A 21,594-nucleotide genomic window follows, 5' to 3' on the forward strand; every position below is an offset into this window, starting at 1 on the left:
CTGAGTTAGATAAACCTTGATTACGCTGCGCTGCATCAAGGATACGCCAGATCGCATCAAATGTGTGGTGCGGTTAACGCTATGGCATATAAAGGGTTCGAGCTGTTAGCAGGTCTTCTTCTGTGTTGATATCTTGTAAGGGTTCAACACAAGCCTCTTCAACCTTTATGGAATATCCAGCCCACAAAACACGCAGCTGCTCTAAAGCTTCTAATCGCTCCAAAGCACAGACCGGCCATGTTACAAAATCCAATAAAAAGGATGCTCTGTAGGCATAAAGCCCAATATGCCTGAAGGTATGTTCAAAAGAATTGCTATCATCTCTGTGCGCTGGAATGCTGCTTCTGGAAAAATACAACGCATAATTTTCTTTGTTACGAACCACCTTTACAACATGAGGATTATCAAGCAGATCAACTGAGTTGATAGGCCAACACAAAGTCGCCACGGGCGCTTTGGTATGCGTTAATCCATGAGCGACTTGATCAATGAGTAAAGGAGAAATGAAGGGCTCATCCCCTTGAACATTGACAATAATATCATCAGCCGCATAATCACCTTTTGCCACAACCTCAGCAATTCGGTCTGTACCTGACTGATGAGTAGGTAAGGTCATAACTACAGGGGCACCAAAATCTTCTGCATGTTGAGCAATAACTTCGTGGTCTGTAGCAATAGTGACGGTTTTGGCTTGAGTCAGTAGCGCTTGTCGGTATACTCTTTCAAGAACCGTGATACCATTCAAGTCCTGCACTAATTTTCCCGGAAAACGGGTGGAGTGGTATCGTGCAGGAATGATTACATGGAAAGAAATACTCATAGTTTGTCTTTTTCTTCTAAAGAAATGGTTCGTGCTTCTTGCTCCAACATGACCGGGACGTCATCTCGCACTGGAAAAGCAAGACGATCAAATTTGCAAATAAGCTCCTGTTTTTTGATTATTAATTTGCCTTTACATAAGGGACAAACCAACAACTCTAATAATTTTTTATCCACGAGAATCTCCTTGAGTGACCTTATTGCGCACGTATACTGGTTGCGCTTGTGCTACTGGAACCGGACTAATCTGGGTATTTTGAACGAGTTTTATCATGGCTGCGGCATGAGGAAATACATCCAGACGGGCACAAACCTGAGATTTAATTAAATCTGAAAATTCGTTCCAGTACAACTCTATACCAGCACCAGCAAGTATCAACGGTTGCTCTTGCGGCAGAGTAATGTCCTGCACTGCGTTCACCTGCTCATTAGCCACCCATACACCAGGGGCATAAAATCCCCAATACATCTCCTGCATGCGTGCATCCAAAACTGCCAGTAAGGGAGAATCGCTACTATTAAGCTGCTCTCGGGCAGCCCAGGCAATGGCGGCCAAACTACTAACGGGTATTAAATCCACATCATGCGCATAAGCCAACCCCTTGGCAATACTGCACGCAATCCGTAATCCAGTAAAACTGCCAGGGCCACAACCAAAAATGATTCCATCCAACTGATGAATTTGTAAACCTGCCTGAGTCATTTGCCGGTCAATCATAGGCAATATCAGTTCCGCATGCGTTCTTTGGCTGCCCTGCTCTTCGCAGGTGAGTTCTTTACCTGATAAAACCGCCACACTGGCCAATTCAGTGGAGGTATCAATCGCTAACAGTTTCATATTCAAGCGCCAAATCATTAATAAAATTCAATACCCTGCCTTCATCTCGTGTTCGCGGTATTGGGGGCAAACTGGCAAGTATATCCCGCCCATACTCTCTGGAAGTAAGTCTCGGATCGGCTATCATCAATACCCCTTTATCAGTGATATCACGAATTAAACGACCTACACCCTGCTTTAAAGCAATGACCGCATTAGGTAAAGACAGCTCATCAAACCCCGATAACCCTCTTTCTTTGAGATAGGCCATGCGGCCACGCATGACTGGATCGACAGGACTTGCAAAGGGCAATTTATCGATAATCACACAAGAGAGCGCTTCGCCTTTAACATCAACTCCTTCCCAAAATGTTGCTGTTCCCAGCAATACCGCATTCCCTAATTGCCGAAACCGCTCCAGCAAAATGGGTTTTGCTTCTGAGCCCTGGATCAACAATGGATAGTCTAAAGTATTGCTCAGCATTTGGGCAACTAATTTTAATGCTTTATGACTGGTGAACAAGAAAAAACAGCGCCCACCACATGCATTGATTACAGGCAACGCCCTATCCAATAACGATTGATAGTATGCCGAATCTTTGGGATCGGGTAACCCCCGGGGCATGTAAAGCAGTGCCTGCTCGTGAAAATTAAATGGGCTAGGCAGTAATAAGGTTTGCGCAGTTTTTAAGCCCAAAGGCTTGCAGAAACAGTCAAAAGAAGAAGCCATGGTTAATGTGGCAGAAGTAAACACATAAGTGCATTGATGATGTTTCAGTAGGCTGTTAAAGGATTGGGCAACATCAAAGGGAGTTGCATGAAACACCAGAGTCTGTTTGAATCGCTCCAGCCAACGAATTTTATCTGGCGCAGACTGGGTAAATGAACGCAAAATGTTATCCAGTTCTACCAAACGCTCCTTGCATCTGACCAGACCCGGGATTTCCGCAATATGCTCATCCTTTAAGCAGTCCATCAATTCGTCTTTAACGGTCAGCCAATTCTCCCAGGCTTTTGCGAAAGGCTTATTCTTCCAAAGCTCATCCCAACTTACTTTGTCCTCCTTGAGTGGTAATGCATGCAACAGCTCATCCATTACTTTATCCGACCGGTTGCGCAGCGCTTTCAAAGGCTGGTTTGCCAAATCAAGAACAGGCCACTCACCAATAATGTCGTCAACCAAATCAGCAAATTGACGGGTACCTATACGCTCACCGTTAAAATGCGTTGCTATTTCAGCCAGTTGATGGGCTTCATCAAAAACAATCACGTCAACACCGGGTAATAATTCGCCAAAACCCTCTTGTTTTAAACGTGAATCGGCAAAAAACAAATGGTGATTGATGACGACCACATCGGCATCCATCGCTCGTTTGCGGGCTTTAACCAAAAAACAGGTTTCGTGTTTAGGGCATTCCGCCCCCAAACAATTGTCTGTAGTTGAGGTCACATAATTCCAGACCTGTGAATCCTCACTAATCTCAGGTAATTCCGAACGCTCACCGTCTTTCATCTGCGCCAGCTTGTCCCGAATATGCAACACTTCATGAGCACATTGCTGGCTATGAAACTGCCCTTCTTCTGCATGCATCTGCACCCTGTGCTGACAGATGTAATTAGCTCGTCCTTTTAAATTCTGGACACGGGACGATAAACCCAGAGCTCGCACCAAAGTGGGCAAATCTTTTTGAAAAAGTTGGTCTTGCAGTGTTTTGGTTGCAGTGGAAATGAGCGCTTTTTTGCCACTTAACAGACAGGGCAACAGATAAGCAAAGGTTTTGCCTGTTCCGGTTCCTGCCTCTGCAACCAATATTGATTTTTTGGATATTGCCTCAGCAATAGCTTGTGCCAAATCAGACTGGGGAGCTCGGGCAACAAAACCGGGTATCGCAGTGGAAAGCCTCCCTTTATCGCTGAGGATACGCCGACAGGATTCGGGGAGCGAGGTTATTTCTTCCACTCTTTTTGCAAGTATTGAAGTTTATCTTTAACGTCTTCCCAATCTTTGGCGTCAGCAGGTCCGTCTTTCTTGGCGGTAATATTAGGCCAGGATTGAGACAACTCGGCATTTAATGCTTTAAATTGCTGTTGCTCATCAGTCAAATCGTCTTCAGAGACTATAGCGTTAACCGGGCATTCTGGTTCACAAAGGGCACAGTCTATACACTCATCAGGATGAATCACCAAAAAGTTAGGCCCTTCATAGAAACAATCAACCGGACACACTTCGACACAATCAGTATATTTGCACTTTATACAACTTTCTGTAACTACAAAAGTCATAACGAAACCCTTTAATTGATGTTAGTAAATGTAGGGTATTAAAGCATAAAACGCCCTGTTATAGCCACAGTTCTTTGCTACCCTTATAACAAAAACAAGACACACTTACAAAAAACTACAATCATGCTTCCTGAACCGGTTTAATCAACTACCAAGGACTGACCTATAAGCGTAGAGTAAATCAGTACGGCTCCATGAGGCCTATATTAGAAAAAATAAAAAAAAGGCTTGGGTCTGTTGCCAATTTCCCTGGATTAGCTCTGAACATGACACAGCAAGGCGATAAAATAAAATCATTAAGTCAAAAATAATTTCTTGTTGCTCACAATAAACGCTTGATAGAGCGGTTATCATGTGTTAATTTTGTTCAATTTTTGACTGCATAGTGTCAATGAATGTAAATTTAGCTCTCTTTGTACGGGGTCTTTTATGCCGATGTTAGCACCACCAAAACCTTTTTCGTCTTTAATCGAACTGGTTAATACGTTTAATCAACTCCCTGAAAAAGAGGATATTCAAAAACTCTTTTACCTGCAAAAAATAAATTACCACTTGAATACTCTTATTCCCGATAAACGATTATACACCTGGATGACCGATTCCAGTGCCAACGGTTTTGAAGAGCATCTTAAACGATATTCCATTACGCCACATGCTTCATTCTTCCTCAAAGGAATACAATTTGCGCAGGCCGTTGCCAGATACTCCTCGCAAAAAGCTGAAAAAAAAACCTACTCTCCTTACATCATCTATCCGTTAATGCAAAAACGTGATGACTATCTGATTAATAACAGTTTTGCCGAAGCAGGAAATGACTATATAAGCCTTTCGCTTGATCTGACTCGCTTGGCAGCCACCGAACCAGTAATTAAAAGCAAAGTAGAAAAACAAATCATCTTGTCAGAGATGGTATCATCGAAAATTCAGGCAATTAGAAATAAAACTGACTCGATTAATCACTTGTCCCATAAACTGAGATACAAAACAGAACCTCTTGGAGCAGGAGGAAATAATGCAAACTTCAAATTTACCATCAGCGGTTTGGAAGGTGAGAAAGGAGAAGAAGAGCTGGCCTTACGGGTTGAAGATCGTTCAGATTTGAGTCTGGAACAACGCCTGCACTCGCATGATGTATCCATGTACTTCATTGAAGACTATGCGCTGTTTATAAACGGATTTCAAAATGAAAATTCTCCCATCGAATACAATCCTGTAGCTATAAGTGACCTTGCCAAGCAAGGCAACCTGGTAGAGGTCGCACTGAAATTACGCAATAAATCTGCACAGGACATTGCTGCTTATGCACAATTTTATTTTGATCAAATCATCAATTTTTTATCCTTGTTGCTGGATGCCAAAGCGTACCACCCCGACATGAAACTTTCTAATTTTCTTGCTGATAAAAACCGCTTGTTAATCAGTGATCGCAAGACATTTATTGACAATCGGTATCCTTTAGTCAGCACCGTGCGCAGTAGCCCTAATTACGCTCCTGATGAATACAATAACTGTCTGGACTTTCTCACTAACAGAATAAAATTTAACAAAAAAGCAAACACAACGACATTAGACATGCCTCAATTTATGGCATATCAGTTGGGTATGATATTAAAGGAATTTCTATTGTTAACTCAAATGGACGAGCTACCTGAGGATTTCAGAGATAAAGACATCAGTGCTGCATCTTATTTTTGCTCGCCAACAAATGCAATAATCAACATGTCACTGTTAATTCAGGAACTGACCCGCACGAATCCCGAAAATCGTATGACCATCGACCAATTCAAAGATCTTTTTGTTTTGAAAAATATGAGTCCTGATAATTTTTATGCCCAAGTGGAACAAAAATTCCCATCGGAACAGCTGGGCATTCAAGAAGATATTGCTCCCATTACAGCGCTCATAAACGAAAAAAATATCAGTGTGTTACAGCGTTTCGCATCAATATTTAAAAATCTCTTCAGCCTCAATCCCAAGCCAGATGATTATTTGCTGCGCACCAATGAACAGTTTAAAAAAATATCATCTCTTGAACCCAGGGATACCCGTATAACCTACATGGCTGAAAAACTGGCAACAACCTGTTACAAAGAGTACAGCCATGCTTATTTTAAAAAATGCTCCCTCTCTCTTGAGTCGGTCTTATTTGAGCAGGATTGGCATAAAGCCTCATGGTACAGAAAAGCGTTGCACTGGTTAACTTTTGGTTTGTATGGCATTGACCGTACAACTGATGTCGATATGGCGTCTGTAACTATTCATCAGGATCTTAAAAGCGATGAATTTCAAACGCACTTTGCTGTTTTGCAATTTTTGCCTCCAAGAGAGTTAAATAATCTGGGACTATTAGAATCGGCTCGGTTTAAAGATTTTCTCTTTGCTCATATCCAAGAGATAGTGCCGGAAGCATTGGATGACAGCGAATACAGCGACTCATCCAGTAGTGATTCTGATTTAAACAGCAAACCTGTGCCTTTGTTAAACGAACAATCAATTCACCAAGACAAGGCCAGTTTAGAGCAAGTTGACTCTTTGCCATCAGGAACTATGGTAATTAAATCAAGTCAATCGCTCGAGAAAGATGCAGCTGCTGATGCCCTGCCGTCTGCTACCATGGTCATTAAAGACGATACCCCCGAAGAACTCTCAACAGATACTGTGGTGTTCAGACCATCGGCACAAGCTAAAAAAATGTCTTTTTCTTTTATTGCAGCACCCGGATTTTTTTCTAACCCAGGTTCTAAAGAAGCCAAAAAAGAAAAGGTAGCCAGTATCAAATCAGCCCTGCTCAGAGGTGACTTTCACTGTAACTCTCGTATGGGTAAAAAAACTCGCCCAAGCATTCAGAATTTCATATGGGAACCGGTTACACCCGAGACCAATGATACTCCGTTGACGTCTAATTGCCCTCAAGAAAACCAATCACGCATGAGATGACGTGACTGATGCTCTTACCGAATTTCTGAAGTCATGAAATCAGAAATTCGGTTCAAGAGGCAAATGACATTGCCAAAAGATGATTCACCTCTGAATAATTCAATTATTACTTTTTATCAATTGTCTAAAGACCTAATACGGATCTCGTTGATTCATCGGGCTTTTGTACCGCTGGCAAATGTTCATACATGAATAATCCAGCCTTCTCAGCCCCTATGCAATCATCAGATGATAAATAACCACCGGCAACCTGGGCACAATACGTTTTCATCTCGGATATTGAGGATAATTCAAATGGTGTGCTAAGAATAATTCCTTTACCAAAATAGGCATTGTTTATGGACGCTTCGGATTGTGTCTCGGTTAAAGCGGCTAAATGAAGAAACTTCCAACAGAGTGTATAGGCTGCTCGACATGGGTCGCTCAATCCCAATTGTTGATACTTCAAAGCCAACCGCATGTAACCATAGGCAACTAACAAATACCCTGGACATTGATGTTTTTTTGCAAAATATTCAAGATTGTATAAAAACTCAGCCAATTTATTCAAATCAGCCTCTGTTGCCTTATTTAAACTGGTATACGCTCTATGCAAGCACGAGCGAATGCTATGAAAGGACAAATAATCCGAGGAGGTTACTCGCAAAAAAAATGGATCTTCAGCAGACTGAGTTTTTTTGGACTTGAGTTGCAGTAAGTACAGTAAATACCCTATCACAAAGTCTGCGTCGCTTATTCCCGGTTGCGCCTGAAAACGAAAATCAGGATATCCAGGAATACGTAAATTCATACGACGATTGGTCCAAAACGAATCGTACTGGGTTTCTTTTAATTGCTCATGCAAGGAAAGATGATTTAAAAGAAATTCAGCCAGTTGCTCGTTATTCCAACGCTCAAGATATTCCAGGGCCTTTGAGCGTTGATCTGTACTTAAATAAAAAACAGCCTTCTCTGTAGTTGATTTTTTTTTATTCATGTCGCCCTCTCAATAAAAAAATTGTATTTTTTATTAACAAAAAACAAATCAATGTCTATAGTTATCAATAAGTCTAGTTGATACCATGAGGATCTAGCCAGTGGACGCTGCACAAAAAAAACGGATTATTAAGCGCTACATTAAGGAAAGAAGCGAAAGTCCAGATAGGGTAAACCTTGAAGATGACGCATTAGCACCTTATGCGGCACTGGACGGATTGCTTGATCATATTACCCTCAACAACAATGGGTTATTTGACTTTGCAACGCTGGAACTTGATGAATTGCAATGGAAAAATTTCACCGATGTTCTGAATTATTCCACCGTTTTTACCGCCGGCTCGCCGCCCACACTAACCGGAATAAAGGAACGTAGCGCTGAATTTGGATTAAACTATCTGAGAAATGCTCGGGATATTAGCGCATTACCAAAGAGCAACTATTATGCCAGACCAACCAGTATACCCGCAGAAGCCGATTTGGAATTAAATGAAGAAATACAAAATGCCAGGGCAAAACTGTATGCTCTGCTGCAAACTGTACCTGGTGAGACCGCATTCAATCCTGCAGACATCGCCCAGGTTAATTTGCGCATCAAAACTGTCACTGATTTGATTAAGCCTTTAGCTGATGCAAATCCACAAAAAGCACTATTACTTAACAGACTGAATATCCTGATGGACTTGAATAAAGTCAATCAGTTAGAACGCATTGCCATTCCCCTGGATAACGGAGCAACTTCAGTTTACTGTACTCTCGCAGAGGCTGCAGGTGGAGTTACCGAAAAAATTTCCCTTGTTTCAGTTGACAGTGTCAAAACCCAACTGGGTCGTCTAAATGAACAAGAGGACTTGACTGTTGAACGTTATAATCAAAACAGAGCACAATTCAAATTAAGTACTGAAGCCATAATCAAACTCCCAAAACACGGCGATATCAAAGAAGTTCAGCGTGAAGCTATGGCACTTAATATCTCTCGAATCATGGGACTAGACACAGGCTCATCAACGACCATTTCACATAAAGGCCATCCGGCTATGTTTGTTCCTTTCGATAACATACAGTTACTCAGTGAGTTTTCCTCAGGAAAAACTTTTACAGCCGGTTTAGGCATTGGCGGCCAGACTTACACCCATTACTCGACAATAAAACCTGTTGGGGAAGGCATGCAAGGAGACCGTTTTGTTGATGATTTTGGTAATTCATTAGCACTCTTTTATTTATGTTCAGACACGGATGCAGTAGGAGGATATTGCCAGAATAAAGCACTAAGAAACGGCAGAAGCCTTTTCGTTTTTGACCAGGTTATAATGGACAGTGATAAATTCATTCTTGATTCCCGTTTGAGTCTGCAACCCAACCAGTTTATTGTAAAACACACTCGCCACGGACAAGGACGTAACCGAACGCTTATTGAAGATTCGTCTATGGTCAGTAAATACGCAAGTATCTTACACCTTAAAGAATCAGGCGCCAAAATAATCCAGTACGCCAACCACGTTGCCTGGCAACACCATAACCGGGCTGAAACCTTAAGAGATCAACTGGGCGGTGTTTTGGACAGGGCAACTCGAGATAGGTTACTTGATGAATTAAAAGACGTTGAAATCCTGGAACGTGATGCCATTACCATCAAAACAAAAATTGAAGGCAGAATAAAAAAAATTGATGAGGTATTACCCAAAACAACGGGAGTTGTCAGTTCCGATGAGGTAAGACAAGCGCTCATATTGGAAAAATTGATTCATAACCCCGTGCTGTTTAGTGATGATGGTAGGCCCTATAAAAATCCATGGACAAACAGACAAACCAATACCGTTCAATCGATCAGGGATATGGGCAATGGCAGCGTACAAATCAATTTTAAATCCAAGGTGCCTCCAGACATGATGCAATTCATCAAGCGACATGGTGGAGGCGATTCCATGGCTCTGGTTTCCGCCAAGGTACTCACCATAAGCAAAGCAGATCTCAATACCCTTAGTGAGGGAATGTTGCATCCCGAACATCAGACCATTTTGTCACCGGACAGAGACTATCTGGCCAGAGAAGATTTAGCGGCAATCAAAAGCGCTTATGGTGTAGGACACAGAACCCGAATTATTAATACCATTACAACGTACAAAAGCATAATGAACGATGCAGAACGCAGACCCGCAGATAAAATCGCCGCTCTGACTAAAACAGAGGCTGATTTGAAAGAATTTATCAGAACAGCCAAAGACAAAGGATTGGGCATGCATGTCCTGAAAAAATTCTATTTTGACGCACAACAACAACTGCAAAAGCTGATGAATCCCGATTTAATGCCCGCAAACCTGAATGAAGCTTTTTCTGCTGCTTTAAAGTTGGATAGAGTATCTGAATTCAATGCAGTAGTTCGCGAAGCCATAGCACAGAACAAACTGGCAGATGCACAATTTACCGGATTTCTTACCGCCTGCATCCAGAAAGCAGCCTTGGCGACCAATCATCCAGAGGGTGTTAGAGAAAGCCAAAACCTGTCGCTGGATGCGCAAAGGGTCATCAATCATTTTCAGTTACCAGCTGTACCCATATTGATGCAATTAGCCGTGCATGAGGTGGCTGATGATGGGGTGGCACACCTGGATCCTCTGGCGGCTCTTGAAGATGACTTAAGAATGGAGCATGGGCTTTTGACTGCTGAACCTGTGACCCACGATGCGGAGAGACCAACCGATCCCATCCCTGATGAGAGCTTTACAGAAGATCATTCTATGCGAGTTAAGTGATGATTGTAAACGATAAACAGAATTGATGGAGCAATTATGCCAGTAAATGAAAGACGCCAACATTTTCGTATCGATGATCAGATTTACTTTGATTATCGAGTGATTTCTCCCGGTGAATTATGCACTGATTCGTCTATTTCAAATCAACTATTGGGAGAAAACGGGCAAAAATACATGGAGGCTATGAACTATTTTCAACATATTGACCATCAGCTTAGTGAATTAACTCAAGCGTTATCCTCTAAAGAATCCGCTATAGCTGATTGTCTTAATCTGTTAAACGCCAAAATAGATTACTTATCTCGTCACGTTTTGATGTCTGGAAAGCTGCAAATGAAAAAAGTAAACATCAGCCTGGGAGGCATGTCTTTTAAAACATCAAAACTTCTTGAAGAAAACACACATTTAAAAATTGTTCTTTACACCAAGCCCAGAATGATTCCTGTAATCCTTGATGCTTTTGTGGTTTACAGTCAGTTTCAAAATGAGACCAATTATCGTACTGCTGTTGCATTCACTCAATTGACCATTGAACAAGAGCAACTGCTGTCGCAACATATTCTCCAGGCACAGGTAAAAAATCAATTTGATTGAGCGCAATGTTCCTGCGTTATGGATAATGCTTGGAGTAGATTAAGGATTCACGCATAATATGCTTTTTTTGGTGAATTAAAGAGGTGTACGATGAACAGACTCGTTTTTTGCTGTAAATTACAACAAGATGCCGAAGCATTACAAAATCAACCCTTCCCGGGTGAATTGGGTGAACGCATTTACAATCAAGTATCAAGGCAAGCGTGGAATATGTGGCTTTCTCATCAGACCATGCTGATTAACGAATATCGCTTAAACCTGGTGGAAGCCAGAGCACGTGATTTTCTCAAAGAAGAAATGCAAAAATACTTTTTTGGTGAAGGCTCGGAAAAGCCATCGGGATATGTTGCCAGAAATTAAAGGACTCCATTATGTTTCATGATTTGTTAGCAATTAATGAAGAGGTTTTAGACGCTTTAGAACACAAAAAACCCGTAGTAGCACTTGAATCAACCATCATCTCTCATGGCATGCCGTATCCAGAAAATTTAAATACGGCATGTGAGGTTGAACACATCATACGTAATCAAGGAGCTACACCTGCGACTATTGCTCTGTACCGGGGAAAAATTCATATAGGATTGACGCAACAGATCATGGAACACCTTGCTGAATCTACAGAAGTTCTAAAGGCATCTCGCCGAGATATATCCTATGTACTGAGTAAGAAAATATCAGCCAGCACTACCGTTGCAGCAACTATGTTCTGCGCACACCTGGCTCAGCTTCCTTTGTTTGTCACTGGAGGAATCGGCGGAGTGCACCAGGAAGCAGGAAACAGCTTTGATATCTCGGCCGATTTAATTGAATTAGCCTCTACCCCCGTAACCGTTGTCTGTTCTGGGGCAAAATCCATTCTTGATTTGCCTAAAACACTTGAAGTACTTGAAACGCATGGCGTTGCAGTCATTGGTTACGGTACCGATGAATTTCCTGCTTTTTACAGTCGTTCCAGTGGCATACCCATTATTCATCGGTTAAACACCGCTGATGAAGTTGCCCAGCTCATGATAGTCCAACGCCATTTGAATATGAGTAATGGTATTGTGATTGCGAACCCTATTCCTGTAGAAGCTGAATTATCAGACGAAGAAATGACCCCTTTTATTCAACAAGCTCACCAGGAAGCCAAGCACGTCAAAGGTCAAGCCCTCACTCCATTCTTGTTAAAACGTATTGCTGAATTAACAGCCGGAAAGAGTTTACGAGCCAATATTGAGCTTATTAAAAGCAACGCCTTACTAGGGGCACAGATTGCAGTATCCTACCACGAAAAATTATTTTCAAAAAAAATGTAAACAATACTTGACTCAAAACGCTTATCGGAGTTTAATAGCACCCCATTGGGGCCAGATAGCTCAGTCGGTAGAGCAGAGGATTGAAAATCCTCGTGTCGGCGGTTCGATTCCGTCTCTGGCCACCATGTAAATCAAATAGTTACGTGGTGCCCCCAAATCCCTAAAATCTCATGTATGCTCGTTTTAAATAAATCCTTACGATCTTCACTATTACTAAAGTTTATATTTAAACAATCGCTATAATAAAAAATAACTAATATAAACTCTATTATGACCTCATTAGCTCCAGAGAAAGATTTAGATCAAAAATAACGAGACAGAAATTTCTATATTAATATTCCAATTTTTAAGTCATCAACAAAAAATACAGCCCTATCCTCTTAACTTTTGTTTATAAAATTTCTTTCAGCAAATCAGACCGGCCAAACTGTTAGCAACCACTGATTTAAGTCATTAATAACTGTATTTATCTCTTCTGGCAAACTAAGCATTTGAGTTCGTGAAGTCCCTAAAGAGCGCAAATGCCCTCCCCAAAGAAGCTGCATTCGCTCCAACTCATCGGATTGAAATTGAATTGGAATTGAGAATGCTGTCTCCCTGTTTTGAAATGTCTGGTCAATATTATCTTTTAAGCGAGTTTTATCAAGAAGCCCATCCTCCCGGCAGAGTAAGAATAGATCATGATAATCTTTCATACGACTATTGGCTGCACCACGAGAAATGATAGTTTCCAATTTTTCTGCAAAAATAGTTTCCACCGGATATACTTCCAGTGAAATAGAATCGTTAAACAATGGTCTTTCTTTGTAACTAAAAGATGGCCAATCCAACAATACTGGCTCAACCACATCCCCGACACCAATGTCTACAAAAAATTTATCGCTCATCACCCCATATTGAACGGCAATTCCTATTTGAAACCCAGGGTAATTCATATGTTGGTGATCTAAATTATCAAGATTGATGAATTGCATCTGAAACCCATCATCCAGATTGAGTAAACAGATTTCTTGCATGATTAATTCTAAATTGGATTTTTCTGCATTAAGCCGTCTAGCTAATAGATCAATATCAACGGTTTCTCTGCCAATGGTCAAGTAATAGGCTAATAGCAACCCACCTTTGAATATGAATTTATCAGAATATTCAGAACGAGAAAGTCTGGCTAAAAATCGCTCTAAAACTAATAGCTTCCAGACTTCATTAAAGCTCTTACCTTTTTCTTTGCCAATATGTTTTAAGCGTGATTTTAAGGCTTGTTCATTCATGTTGTCACCGTCAAAATATAAGGCTCAAGATTAAGTCCAAATTGTCTCGCATATTGTTGAAGTTTTTTAATATCCAATTTTTGGGTCGCTCTACCACTCACTGCGGCTTTAAGCGCTTTAATGGCAATTTCTTTACTGAGATAACGAAAAGCGTCTATTATCGTTCTTTCTCTATCAAAAATGACGACTGTTTCTCGCCCTATTGTATACAGTGTTTTACCTGTTTCCATATCACGCATTCTAACAATACGAGTATGCTCTCGTTTTGGTGCCGTAGTAGAATGAGAAACGGCTATCCAATGCTCTCGTGGCATTTCATCCGTCAGTTCATACAGAGCCAAAGCTGAGACGAGACATATCACACCTTGCGGGATACTTTTGGCGATGACAATCAGATCTTCCCATTGAAAATCCGCATCAACAGAAGATTCTACCCCCCGATAAACACCGTGACCAATGCGTTCAACACGATTCGTTTTTACATAATAACTGAGTCGGCTAGGATGGATACCTGCTTCACGTGCCTCTGCGGCGTAAAAGACTGGTCTTGTAAACAGATCTTTCAATGTCATTTCATTATTTAGTTTCATACTTATAATTTTAATATTGAAACCCAATAACGTCAAATGGGTTTCAATATTAAAATAACCCTGTAAAAAACCATTGTGGGGAATTTGCGTATTTGAGTACGACACTGTTATACATGGTAGTACATTTGCAGTAGTTTCCTGCGACATAAAGTTATATTAAATCAATCACTTACAATAAGACTGAGTGATTGAAAATCCTCGTATAGGTGGTTCGATCCCGTCTCTGGCCACCATGTAAATCAAGTAGTTACGTGGTTTACCCCAAAAATTTAAAATCCCATGAAGACATAATATTGTAATAACTTTGATATAATATCAGGCTACATAGCTTAGCTCATGAGAATGAAATGATTGTGCTTCGTGAACCATCGCTCCAAGATGAAACAGCGTTTATTTCTGCAATGAAAAAGAGCAGCGATTTTCATTTTCCTTTTATAACAGCACCCACAACTACTGAAGAATTTCGACTTTACTTGAATAAAGGCAATCAAGAAAGTGAACAATACTATTTTGCATGGAACGATGACCAGCAGATAATTGGTGTTTTTAATATTAGCGGTATCGTGCGAGGCGTATTTAAAAGCGCTTACTTAGGTTATTACGCCACTGCGGAGTTCGCTGGAAAAGGATTAATGGGGCAGGCGCTTAAATTAGTCCTTAAAGAAATATTCACAACGTTGGATCTTCATCGAATTGAAGCCAATATTCAACCTACAAATAATGCATCTATACAACTTGCAAAGAGGAACGGGTTCATCAAAGAAGGGTTTTCACCCCGTTATTTGAAAATCAATGGCATTTGGCAAGACCATTTTCGTTTTGCCCTAACCTATGAAGATTGGTTAGCAAACCAGTAGCGGGAGTTCAATAACATGACCATCATCAAAACTACTCGATTAATATTAAGACCCAGGAAGGTTAGCCAATTCTCGTCTTACTTCTAAAGCATCCCCCTGAAGCAAGGCCAAAGGCATTGCCCATTGATGTATAATTCCGTCATCATCTAGCCGTTCAAGCAATCGACCCCACTCACCACTTTTAGCATCACGGGTTTTGGCCACCACCTATAAAAGTGAGCAGATCTAACGTGGTGCCATCGAATTACCGTCTTTGTCATTTCCAATAACTGACACGCCCTGTTCATTTAATTTAAAAAAACCACCAGCGTATTCACACACAACAGGATCGGTTTTATTTTTTAACACAATGCCTACGGTTTACGTCTTGGGCACTGAAAAAAAATATATGGCAGGATTTGTCCCATGTGTCCCAATAGAATTTTTCTCTCTCGGGACATCTAAACCTGGCGTTTATGTGATTGTCCCACTTGTCCCTGATGTCCCAACTAATTCTAATAAAATTTACTCTGATATAAAGTTAAACCCTAAGACTATCATACGGGCTTTTCGGAATATCATTTTGGATTTCTCGGGTTAGTGTTGGCTATTTTTCAAAGGTTTTACAAGATCTTAAAGTTATAAGAATCACTAGAGTTCCATTGAATGAATGAGTTCACTTTGCTCTAATAAATGCTTACATCGCTTAATGACCATTTCCTGATATTTTTTTAAATATTTTGCTTCTTTATCATTAATCAAAATAAGGCTGATTTCTTCTTGCAAAGCAACAGTTAATTTTCCAATCAAATATTTTAAACGTTTAGCTACTAATAATCGTGGCAACTGGCATGTATCTGCAAAATCAGCGAACTGATAAGCATTAATATTATTCCCTTCAAATTCATCCCCTAGTGCCATCGCCAAGCCATGCTCAAATTCAGGATACATTTTTATATTAACTAAATCATAAAATGGTGCGAGAGAAATGCCGTTAGCCCCAACAAAAAAACTGAGATTTTTACCGTGAGCATCGCAATTAAATATCAAGATATTAAATAAAACCCAATCAAGTATTTGTTGCTTGGTTTTTGCAGGATGGATACATTGATTTGCAAAATCAAATAGCTTAGGCAAACTTACCCCATCTCTTATATCAGCCACATCTCGGCTATTTCCAAAGTTCTGCTCATACTTATATTCCGGGGGTAAATTCAATGCCTGACAGCCGTCTATTAAGTGGCGTCTTTGCACTGTATTAGTGGTAATCATTTTCCTATCAAAACGCTCCACCAATAAACCTGGGTGCTGACCAAAGCGTTTCAACTGAACATTAGCAACCTTCAATGAACAGCGTTTAGCGAGCTGCATACTCAGATATTCATTTAAAACTAAATGAGATAATTTTTGTTTTTCAAATTTAAGAATATGGGTAGAACACAAGCTGCCTTCTCCAAAACCAAGTTGGTCTTCTTTATTTAATACCACGTTAATTTTATCTTGTACTCCAGCAACTGAAAGACGTGGTTTTCCATCCCAAACCATTAAACTGTAGAGATCTCGATTATTTAAACGCTCTTCCAGCTCCTCATTAGTTATCAGTCGAAAATTTGCATGTTTAGGAAGTTCTTGATGTGATGGCAAGATCACTAATGATCCGGGTGTATCTAATCCTAAAGCCTGAATTAGTCCAAATGTATTGTATTTACTTAAATGAAAAATATTAACTAATACTTCTAAAGGATTTCCTTCGGGTAATAAATTTCGCAGAAATCGTTGCACATTTAATGGTGGAACATCTTCATGTAAAGGTAAGTGTGGAGAAACAGCATAACCTGTCTTTTGCCAATTGGCATTATAACGCCAATACAATTGATCCTCGATAAGTGTGATATGGGCTATTTGATATTCTCCCTGATAGACATCCAAGTCCTGCTTATCTCCAATCATTCTCATCCTCACCATGTTCCATCCATGGCTTTATGTACAGATTTATTCCTAAACCGGAACAAATCTGTAATACACTTGCCAATTGACAGTTCGATTGCCCATGTTCGATTTTCATAAAGGTTTCTTTGGCTACACCACACAAAGCAGCCGCATCCTCTAGCCGTAAATCACTTTGAGTTCGGCGTGCTTTAATGACTGCTCCTAACAATTCTGCGGTTAAAGGCTGTTGAAGGTCGGGAGTTTTTAATTTTTTAATTTGCTTGGCCATATAATCCTACTGGAGTAGACTTAATATAAGAATTTCGATTTAATTATTCATTAATCCCATTATAGTAGGATTAAATTTAAAAATACAATAACAACAGATAATAATCCTAACTTAATAGGATTATTATAAAGATAATAGGTACTTATAATCAGCATCCTCAACGACCTCTATAGTGCCAACCATCTGTTGATTTAAATAATCCAAAATCCGCTGCATAGGTTTTCGAAGTCGCTCCACATCACGCAAGATGTATCTTGAGGTTACATCTTGCGTCATTTTATGATTGAGTAAACGCTTTAAGGCATAAGCGGGTAAATCAAGATTCTCTACGCTAATAGCAAAAGTTCGAATTAGAGAGGATGGAGATTTACAAACTCATGTAGATTACATCCATTATAACCCTGTCACACATGGATAGGTAAAAAATCCGATTGATTGGCCTTATTTGACTATCCATCAATTTATTAAAAAAGGAATAATTAATGATACTTGGGGGGCATAAAACTGGAGAAAACTTCCTGTACTAGGACTTCGTCTAATACAGGCTGATTAAAATAGCTTATTGATTGATAGACTGGTATCTAAAATCCTATAGGTATCCGACCAATTAAAACAAGCACTAAATAGATCACCAGTATAAGCCCGATAAGACCGCTTGGCCCATAACCCCACTCTCGACTATAACCCCAGCGAGGTAAACCACCAAGGAGAAAAAGGATTAATAAAACTAAAATGATTGTTCCTAGCATGATTTCTTCCTTGACGAGTTAGACTACATATAAAGTATAGCTCATTTTGTAGGCAATACTTTTCTTGAGGGCATTTTTGAAAGAATTTACCCTATAACACGTTACTAAATTTGGGTTGCAACTTAATATGGAACGTTAATTATGGTGACACAAAGCGTCTGTGCTGAACTCGCAAAAAATGACCACTTGAGCTGTGCTAAATTTCAGGATTGAAGTACCTAGGACCGTAAATAGCATAAAACCACTCAAGAGTGGTTTTATGTTGTTGGACCATTTCAGCATGAATGCTTCAACAGTACCTACATTTTAAATATAGTTCAAATAAGTCTTTTTGTCAAATATTTGCACATATTGACATGAAATATTAATGACTTACATTTTACAACTAGTCTAAATTTTGCTTTACTGATTGATAAGCTGTTTTGCCAGGTTATCGAGTAATGCCAAAAATTATTATAATGGGATGTGGTATCGGTGGATTGACAGTAGCTCACGAACTTGTTAACTCCATAGATTCAAATTATGAAATTCATCTTTATGATCGACATGACATAATCGGTGGCATGGCCAGAAGTGGTCTGAAAAAAAGAGATGGTACGATGTTACCAACAGAATATTGCTGGCGTATCTATGGACCTAATTATACTAATTTACGGCATATTCTAAAGCAAATACCCTTAAAACATGATGCAAGCAAAACGGTTCATGATAATCTAATTGATATTTCTGATTATTTGATAGCCGATCAACAAACAATAGTACATATGAACAATCGGCCAAGCACTTTATTCGATTTGCGGCGTGTTTTTAAAAAAGTTCCGTTAAAACAAAAAATCCAGGTTTTAAATAAAATAATATATTGTTTTTTAATTTCGACTGAGCGATTAAATGCTCTGGATAAATTGTCCTGGGCTAATTACATTAATCCGGATAATTCGCTTTGTCATGACATGAAAAAATACATCATCAATATTATGGGGCCATATCTAGGGGCTGATGCTGAAAAAGTTAATGTACCCTCTGTTGCAAAAACCCTGGAGTCCTTTAAAATATTAAATCGCCCAATTAGTGTAATGAATGGACCAACAAATGAGGCGTGGTTTGATCATTGGAAAATCTACCTTGAGAGTAAAGGCGCAACTTTTCATCTAAACTCTGAAATAACAGCAATTGATGTTGAGCAGGATGCGATAAAACATATTATTTTGGCTGATAATACCCAAATATCTGGTGATGTCTATTTCTGCTCCCTACCAGTAGAAAGTGTAACTCGTCTCGAATCATTGAAAATTCCTGGAATAAGTACGTTAGCCAAGCGTTCCTATCAACTGATGACGAGTATCCAATTTTATTTTGATAAAAAAATTAATCTTCCTTGTAAAAACACAGCAATGTACATACCTGATAGTCCCTGGCAATTAGTCATTGAGCCGCAAGGATCGATTTGGAATAAAAACTACAACGGAGTTGCTGATTTATGGTCAATTGGCTTATGTGATTCAGTTCATCCGGGACTTCTAATCAAAAAACCTTTTGTAGAATGTTCTCATGAGGAAATTAAAGAAGAAGTTTGGTATCAAATATTACAATCAGAGTTTAATCAATATTTGCATTTGGATGCGGTGCAAATAACTGATTACAACGTCTGGGATACTTATGTTTATAATGGAAAAAAATTAGATACTTATGAGCCTAAATTTAGTACGAATCAAGGTACATTTTATTTACGACCCGAGAATAAGACACATTTAAAAAATATGTATTTTGCCACCGCTTATACTAAAACAGACACTGATATGTTTGAAATGGAAAGTGCTGCCGAGTCAGGACGACGAGCTGCACAAAATCTTGAGCCATCAATAAAGGTAATCGGCATTCAAAGACCTTTGTTTTTTAGTGTATACCGTTTAATTGATAGAATAGTTCCTTCCTTAAATATTTATCAATACGTTCCTATTCTTTGGTTTCTGCTTGGGGTTATTCCGGCTTTAATAGTATTTCCCTTCTTGTTGCTGTACAGGAAAATTAGATAAGACTCTATATGATTTTACGCCAATACCCATAATAACGCAGGAGCATGCGCCACTGACAGCCAGTGCGCAATACGTACCAAACCCTATTAGTGAGTCTTCTTGTTTGATTGCACTTTTAATTTGCGATCTTTACACCTCACAGAAATAATAAAAAACATCGGCAACTTTAAATACGCACGATTTTAGCAAACGTTAATCCTTCAAAATTTCAATACGGTGTCATGTTCTATTCTGGTAAAGAAAGCTTACCGTTCTCTCAGAGTGACATTAAATTATTAGCCTTACTGATAATTTTTTTGGTCTTTTCGAGAGTTGATGACACAGAAAATGCACCCTATTTCTTGAACTGCTCTATTCACCTTGGTTGATGAATAGAGCTGTCTATGTAATTTTCAAGATTATCTAATTTGTCAGCAGAGTCAGTTTTATTGAAGAACAGATTTTTGTTCATTGCCAATGCGGCTAGATATAAAATTCCAAAACCTAAAATAGCAAGTAGAATATTCCCTAAAACCCGTTTCCAACCTCTGTGCTTATCCAGTTCTTTATGAGCCTCATTAATATCATTTTTAGCCTGATTTTTGAAATTAATGTATGCTTGTTCAGTTGGATTGGCCAAGTATGTTTTTGAGCTTTCAGTGAGCTTCTCATAAAGTGCTGTTGCCGCTTTCGCTGCGACTAGGTGACCATCTTTCCGCAATTGTTCAGATTTAACTCGAATGATGTTTAATTGGTTATTGAACTCAGTTTGTTTCTTTTCCAGGCAAAATAAACGCTCTTGATCTTTGATGCGATCACGCAACTCAATCTCGACAATGTAGTTTAGCAATTGGCTGTTTGTTTTGGTATGCACTACCTCTTTTATGTTAGATACTTGTGTTGTAATCTCTTCACCTAATGGGAACTGTTCATGGCCTATTGCGATTAAAACAGGTAAACTACCATTACTGGATTTGGGCAGTTTTTCAAGACAAGATGTGATATGCTCCTTCTTATTAGTGCAGGAGACGTCATAAACAACGATAAATTCGGCATTATCTGGCAAATGATTGGCTAAAAATGAGACGACATGTCTATAACCATGAATCAATTTGGAGCCAAATACCCCTTTATTATTGCCACTCGAAATGGTGCTATCCATGTGACACAGTTGATAATCATTGGGGTTTGCACTAATCATGATACCAACTACATTAATTTCTTTTTCAGACATGACTTTTCTCTATTACAGCAGCAATTTTGTTCAATTATAAAGCAATAACGATCGTTTTTAAAGAGTCTGATATCTTTAAAGCAGATAAAACAATACGGTCTGAGGCTTTAAGGATTTATTTTTATCTCACTTAAGGATAACCATCCTTAAAAATTCGTTACACTAAAAAACCGGTCATGTACTGATTTTTTAAAAAAGGGAGCTTGGCTGT

Annotated in this window: 19 protein-coding genes, 1 tRNA gene and 3 pseudogenes; 8 read left to right on the plus strand and 15 right to left on the minus strand. The window is 39.5% G+C overall.

The window, feature by feature from the left end:
• Nucleotides 1-79: 79 nt before the first annotated feature.
• Genes kdsB through fdxA form a run of 5 tightly spaced genes read right to left on the minus strand, consistent with a single transcriptional unit; the run spans nt 80 to nt 3,919 of the window.
• Nucleotides 80-820, minus strand: a complete 741-nt coding sequence (gene kdsB, locus Lwor_RS10380; protein ID WP_058493806.1) for a 3-deoxy-manno-octulosonate cytidylyltransferase — start codon at nt 818-820, stop codon at nt 80-82.
• The gene (locus Lwor_RS10385) at nt 817-996 is read right to left on the minus strand and encodes a Trm112 family protein (RefSeq protein WP_058493807.1); all 180 of its coding nucleotides are present in this window, start codon (nt 994-996) and stop codon (nt 817-819) included. Before Lwor_RS10385 ends, kdsB begins: the two co-directional genes overlap by 4 nt.
• Nucleotides 989-1,657, minus strand: a complete 669-nt coding sequence (tsaB, locus tag Lwor_RS10390) for a tRNA (adenosine(37)-N6)-threonylcarbamoyltransferase complex dimerization subunit type 1 TsaB (protein WP_058493808.1) — start codon at nt 1,655-1,657, stop codon at nt 989-991. The genes Lwor_RS10385 and tsaB overlap by 8 nt, the downstream gene beginning before the upstream one ends.
• The gene (locus Lwor_RS10395) at nt 1,638-3,596 is read right to left on the minus strand and encodes a DNA repair helicase YoaA (protein WP_058493809.1); all 1,959 of its coding nucleotides are present in this window, start codon (nt 3,594-3,596) and stop codon (nt 1,638-1,640) included. Before Lwor_RS10395 ends, tsaB begins: the two co-directional genes overlap by 20 nt.
• Nucleotides 3,584-3,919 (minus strand): ferredoxin FdxA, encoded by a 336-nt coding sequence (gene fdxA, locus Lwor_RS10400; protein WP_058493810.1) that lies wholly within the window; start codon nt 3,917-3,919, stop codon nt 3,584-3,586. The genes Lwor_RS10395 and fdxA overlap by 13 nt, the downstream gene beginning before the upstream one ends.
• 429 nt (nt 3,920-4,348) lie before the next feature.
• Here fdxA and legK7 point away from each other — a divergent pair, with 429 nt between their 5' ends.
• Nucleotides 4,349-6,856, plus strand: a complete 2,508-nt coding sequence (gene legK7 / locus Lwor_RS10405) for a LegK7 family Dot/Icm T4SS effector kinase (protein ID WP_058493811.1) — start codon at nt 4,349-4,351, stop codon at nt 6,854-6,856.
• 124 nt (nt 6,857-6,980) lie between these two features.
• Here legK7 and Lwor_RS10410 read toward each other — a convergent pair whose 3' ends face one another.
• Nucleotides 6,981-7,832 (minus strand): DUF5630 domain-containing protein, encoded by an 852-nt coding sequence (locus tag Lwor_RS10410; protein ID WP_058493812.1) that lies wholly within the window; start codon nt 7,830-7,832, stop codon nt 6,981-6,983.
• A 100-nt stretch (nt 7,833-7,932) separates the two neighbouring features.
• Here Lwor_RS10410 and Lwor_RS10415 point away from each other — a divergent pair, with 100 nt between their 5' ends.
• The 5 genes from Lwor_RS10415 to Lwor_RS10435 all read left to right on the plus strand — a co-directional run bounded on the left by Lwor_RS10415 (nt 7,933) and on the right by Lwor_RS10435 (nt 12,601).
• A complete protein-coding gene (locus Lwor_RS10415) occupies nt 7,933-10,584 on the plus strand; it encodes a hypothetical protein (RefSeq protein ID WP_058493813.1) in 2,652 nt (883 codons plus the stop codon).
• A gap of 36 nt (nt 10,585-10,620) precedes the next feature.
• Entirely contained in the window at nt 10,621-11,178 is a 558-nt protein-coding gene (locus Lwor_RS10420) for a PilZ domain-containing protein (protein WP_058493814.1), read from the plus strand.
• Between the two features lie 90 nt (nt 11,179-11,268).
• Nucleotides 11,269-11,538, plus strand: a complete 270-nt coding sequence (locus tag Lwor_RS10425) for an oxidative damage protection protein (protein ID WP_058493815.1) — start codon at nt 11,269-11,271, stop codon at nt 11,536-11,538.
• 11 nt (nt 11,539-11,549) lie between these two features.
• Entirely contained in the window at nt 11,550-12,476 is a 927-nt protein-coding gene (locus Lwor_RS10430; protein WP_058493816.1) for a pseudouridine-5'-phosphate glycosidase, read from the plus strand.
• A 49-nt stretch (nt 12,477-12,525) separates the two neighbouring features.
• Nucleotides 12,526-12,601: transfer RNA gene (locus Lwor_RS10435), tRNA-Phe, on the plus strand.
• A gap of 288 nt (nt 12,602-12,889) precedes the next feature.
• Here the strand turns inward: Lwor_RS10435 and Lwor_RS10440 are convergent.
• Entirely contained in the window at nt 12,890-13,744 is an 855-nt protein-coding gene (locus Lwor_RS10440) for a nucleotidyl transferase AbiEii/AbiGii toxin family protein (RefSeq protein WP_058493817.1), read from the minus strand.
• Nucleotides 13,741-14,316: a type IV toxin-antitoxin system AbiEi family antitoxin domain-containing protein gene (locus tag Lwor_RS10445; protein WP_238584655.1), complete on the minus strand. Its 576-nt coding sequence runs from the start codon at nt 14,314-14,316 to the stop codon at nt 13,741-13,743. Before Lwor_RS10445 ends, Lwor_RS10440 begins: the two co-directional genes overlap by 4 nt.
• Before the next feature lie 365 nt (nt 14,317-14,681).
• Between Lwor_RS10445 and Lwor_RS10450 the strand changes: the two genes are divergently transcribed.
• Complete coding sequence (locus Lwor_RS10450; protein WP_058493818.1) at nt 14,682-15,191, plus strand: GNAT family N-acetyltransferase; 510 nt, start codon at nt 14,682-14,684, stop codon at nt 15,189-15,191.
• A gap of 57 nt (nt 15,192-15,248) precedes the next feature.
• On the opposite strand, the pseudogene Lwor_RS13550 reads toward Lwor_RS10450, so the two are convergent.
• The 5 genes and pseudogenes from Lwor_RS13550 to Lwor_RS13345 form a co-directional block, all read right to left on the minus strand.
• Nucleotides 15,249-15,542 (minus strand): annotated as a pseudogene (locus Lwor_RS13550) (DUF927 domain-containing protein); the annotation flags it as partial.
• 279 nt (nt 15,543-15,821) lie between these two features.
• Entirely contained in the window at nt 15,822-17,126 is a 1,305-nt protein-coding gene (locus Lwor_RS10460) for a HipA domain-containing protein (protein WP_058493820.1), read from the minus strand.
• Entirely contained in the window at nt 17,107-17,388 is a 282-nt protein-coding gene (locus tag Lwor_RS10465) for a helix-turn-helix domain-containing protein (RefSeq protein WP_058493821.1), read from the minus strand. The genes Lwor_RS10460 and Lwor_RS10465 overlap by 20 nt, the downstream gene beginning before the upstream one ends.
• Before the next feature lie 123 nt (nt 17,389-17,511).
• Nucleotides 17,512-17,742: pseudogene (locus Lwor_RS14135) on the minus strand (hypothetical protein); the annotation flags it as partial.
• 227 nt (nt 17,743-17,969) lie between these two features.
• The gene (locus tag Lwor_RS13345) at nt 17,970-18,137 is read right to left on the minus strand and encodes a DUF3309 family protein (RefSeq protein WP_065235854.1); all 168 of its coding nucleotides are present in this window, start codon (nt 18,135-18,137) and stop codon (nt 17,970-17,972) included.
• A 440-nt stretch (nt 18,138-18,577) separates the two neighbouring features.
• Here Lwor_RS13345 and Lwor_RS10470 point away from each other — a divergent pair, with 440 nt between their 5' ends.
• Nucleotides 18,578-20,170, plus strand: a complete 1,593-nt coding sequence (locus tag Lwor_RS10470) for an FAD-dependent oxidoreductase (RefSeq protein ID WP_058493822.1) — start codon at nt 18,578-18,580, stop codon at nt 20,168-20,170.
• 10 nt (nt 20,171-20,180) lie between these two features.
• On the opposite strand, the pseudogene Lwor_RS14345 reads toward Lwor_RS10470, so the two are convergent.
• Nucleotides 20,181-20,270: pseudogene (locus Lwor_RS14345) on the minus strand (IS5/IS1182 family transposase); the annotation flags it as partial.
• A gap of 255 nt (nt 20,271-20,525) precedes the next feature.
• Nucleotides 20,526-21,383: a hypothetical protein gene (locus Lwor_RS10475; RefSeq protein WP_058493823.1), complete on the minus strand. Its 858-nt coding sequence runs from the start codon at nt 21,381-21,383 to the stop codon at nt 20,526-20,528.
• Between the last annotated feature and the right edge of the window lie 211 nt (nt 21,384-21,594).

The organism is Legionella worsleiensis (genome assembly GCF_001467535.1).
Classification (GTDB): Bacteria; Pseudomonadota; Gammaproteobacteria; order Legionellales; family Legionellaceae; genus Legionella; species Legionella worsleiensis.

Excerpts from the sequence above, each read along its gene's own strand:
- Lwor_RS10430 (WP_058493816.1), top strand. The coding sequence starts at position 11,550 with ATGTTTCATGATTTGTTAGCAATTAATGAAGAGGTTTTAGACGCTTTA.
- Lwor_RS13345 (WP_065235854.1), bottom strand. The coding sequence starts at position 18,137 with ATGCTAGGAACAATCATTTTAGTTTTATTAATCCTTTTTCTCCTTGGT.
- kdsB (WP_058493806.1), bottom strand. The coding sequence starts at position 820 with ATGAGTATTTCTTTCCATGTAATCATTCCTGCACGATACCACTCCACC.
- Lwor_RS10425 (WP_058493815.1), top strand. The coding sequence starts at position 11,269 with ATGAACAGACTCGTTTTTTGCTGTAAATTACAACAAGATGCCGAAGCA.
- Lwor_RS10445 (WP_238584655.1), bottom strand. The coding sequence starts at position 14,316 with ATGACATTGAAAGATCTGTTTACAAGACCAGTCTTTTACGCCGCAGAG.
- Lwor_RS10470 (WP_058493822.1), top strand. The coding sequence starts at position 18,578 with ATGCCAAAAATTATTATAATGGGATGTGGTATCGGTGGATTGACAGTA.
- legK7 (WP_058493811.1), top strand. The coding sequence starts at position 4,349 with ATGCCGATGTTAGCACCACCAAAACCTTTTTCGTCTTTAATCGAACTG.
- fdxA (WP_058493810.1), bottom strand. The coding sequence starts at position 3,919 with ATGACTTTTGTAGTTACAGAAAGTTGTATAAAGTGCAAATATACTGAT.
- Lwor_RS10465 (WP_058493821.1), bottom strand. The coding sequence starts at position 17,388 with ATGGCCAAGCAAATTAAAAAATTAAAAACTCCCGACCTTCAACAGCCT.
- Lwor_RS10410 (WP_058493812.1), bottom strand. The coding sequence starts at position 7,832 with ATGAATAAAAAAAAATCAACTACAGAGAAGGCTGTTTTTTATTTAAGT.
- Lwor_RS10440 (WP_058493817.1), bottom strand. The coding sequence starts at position 13,744 with ATGAATGAACAAGCCTTAAAATCACGCTTAAAACATATTGGCAAAGAA.
- Lwor_RS10475 (WP_058493823.1), bottom strand. The coding sequence starts at position 21,383 with ATGTCTGAAAAAGAAATTAATGTAGTTGGTATCATGATTAGTGCAAAC.
- tsaB (WP_058493808.1), bottom strand. The coding sequence starts at position 1,657 with ATGAAACTGTTAGCGATTGATACCTCCACTGAATTGGCCAGTGTGGCG.
- Lwor_RS10450 (WP_058493818.1), top strand. The coding sequence starts at position 14,682 with ATGATTGTGCTTCGTGAACCATCGCTCCAAGATGAAACAGCGTTTATT.
- Lwor_RS10460 (WP_058493820.1), bottom strand. The coding sequence starts at position 17,126 with ATGAGAATGATTGGAGATAAGCAGGACTTGGATGTCTATCAGGGAGAA.
- Lwor_RS10420 (WP_058493814.1), top strand. The coding sequence starts at position 10,621 with ATGCCAGTAAATGAAAGACGCCAACATTTTCGTATCGATGATCAGATT.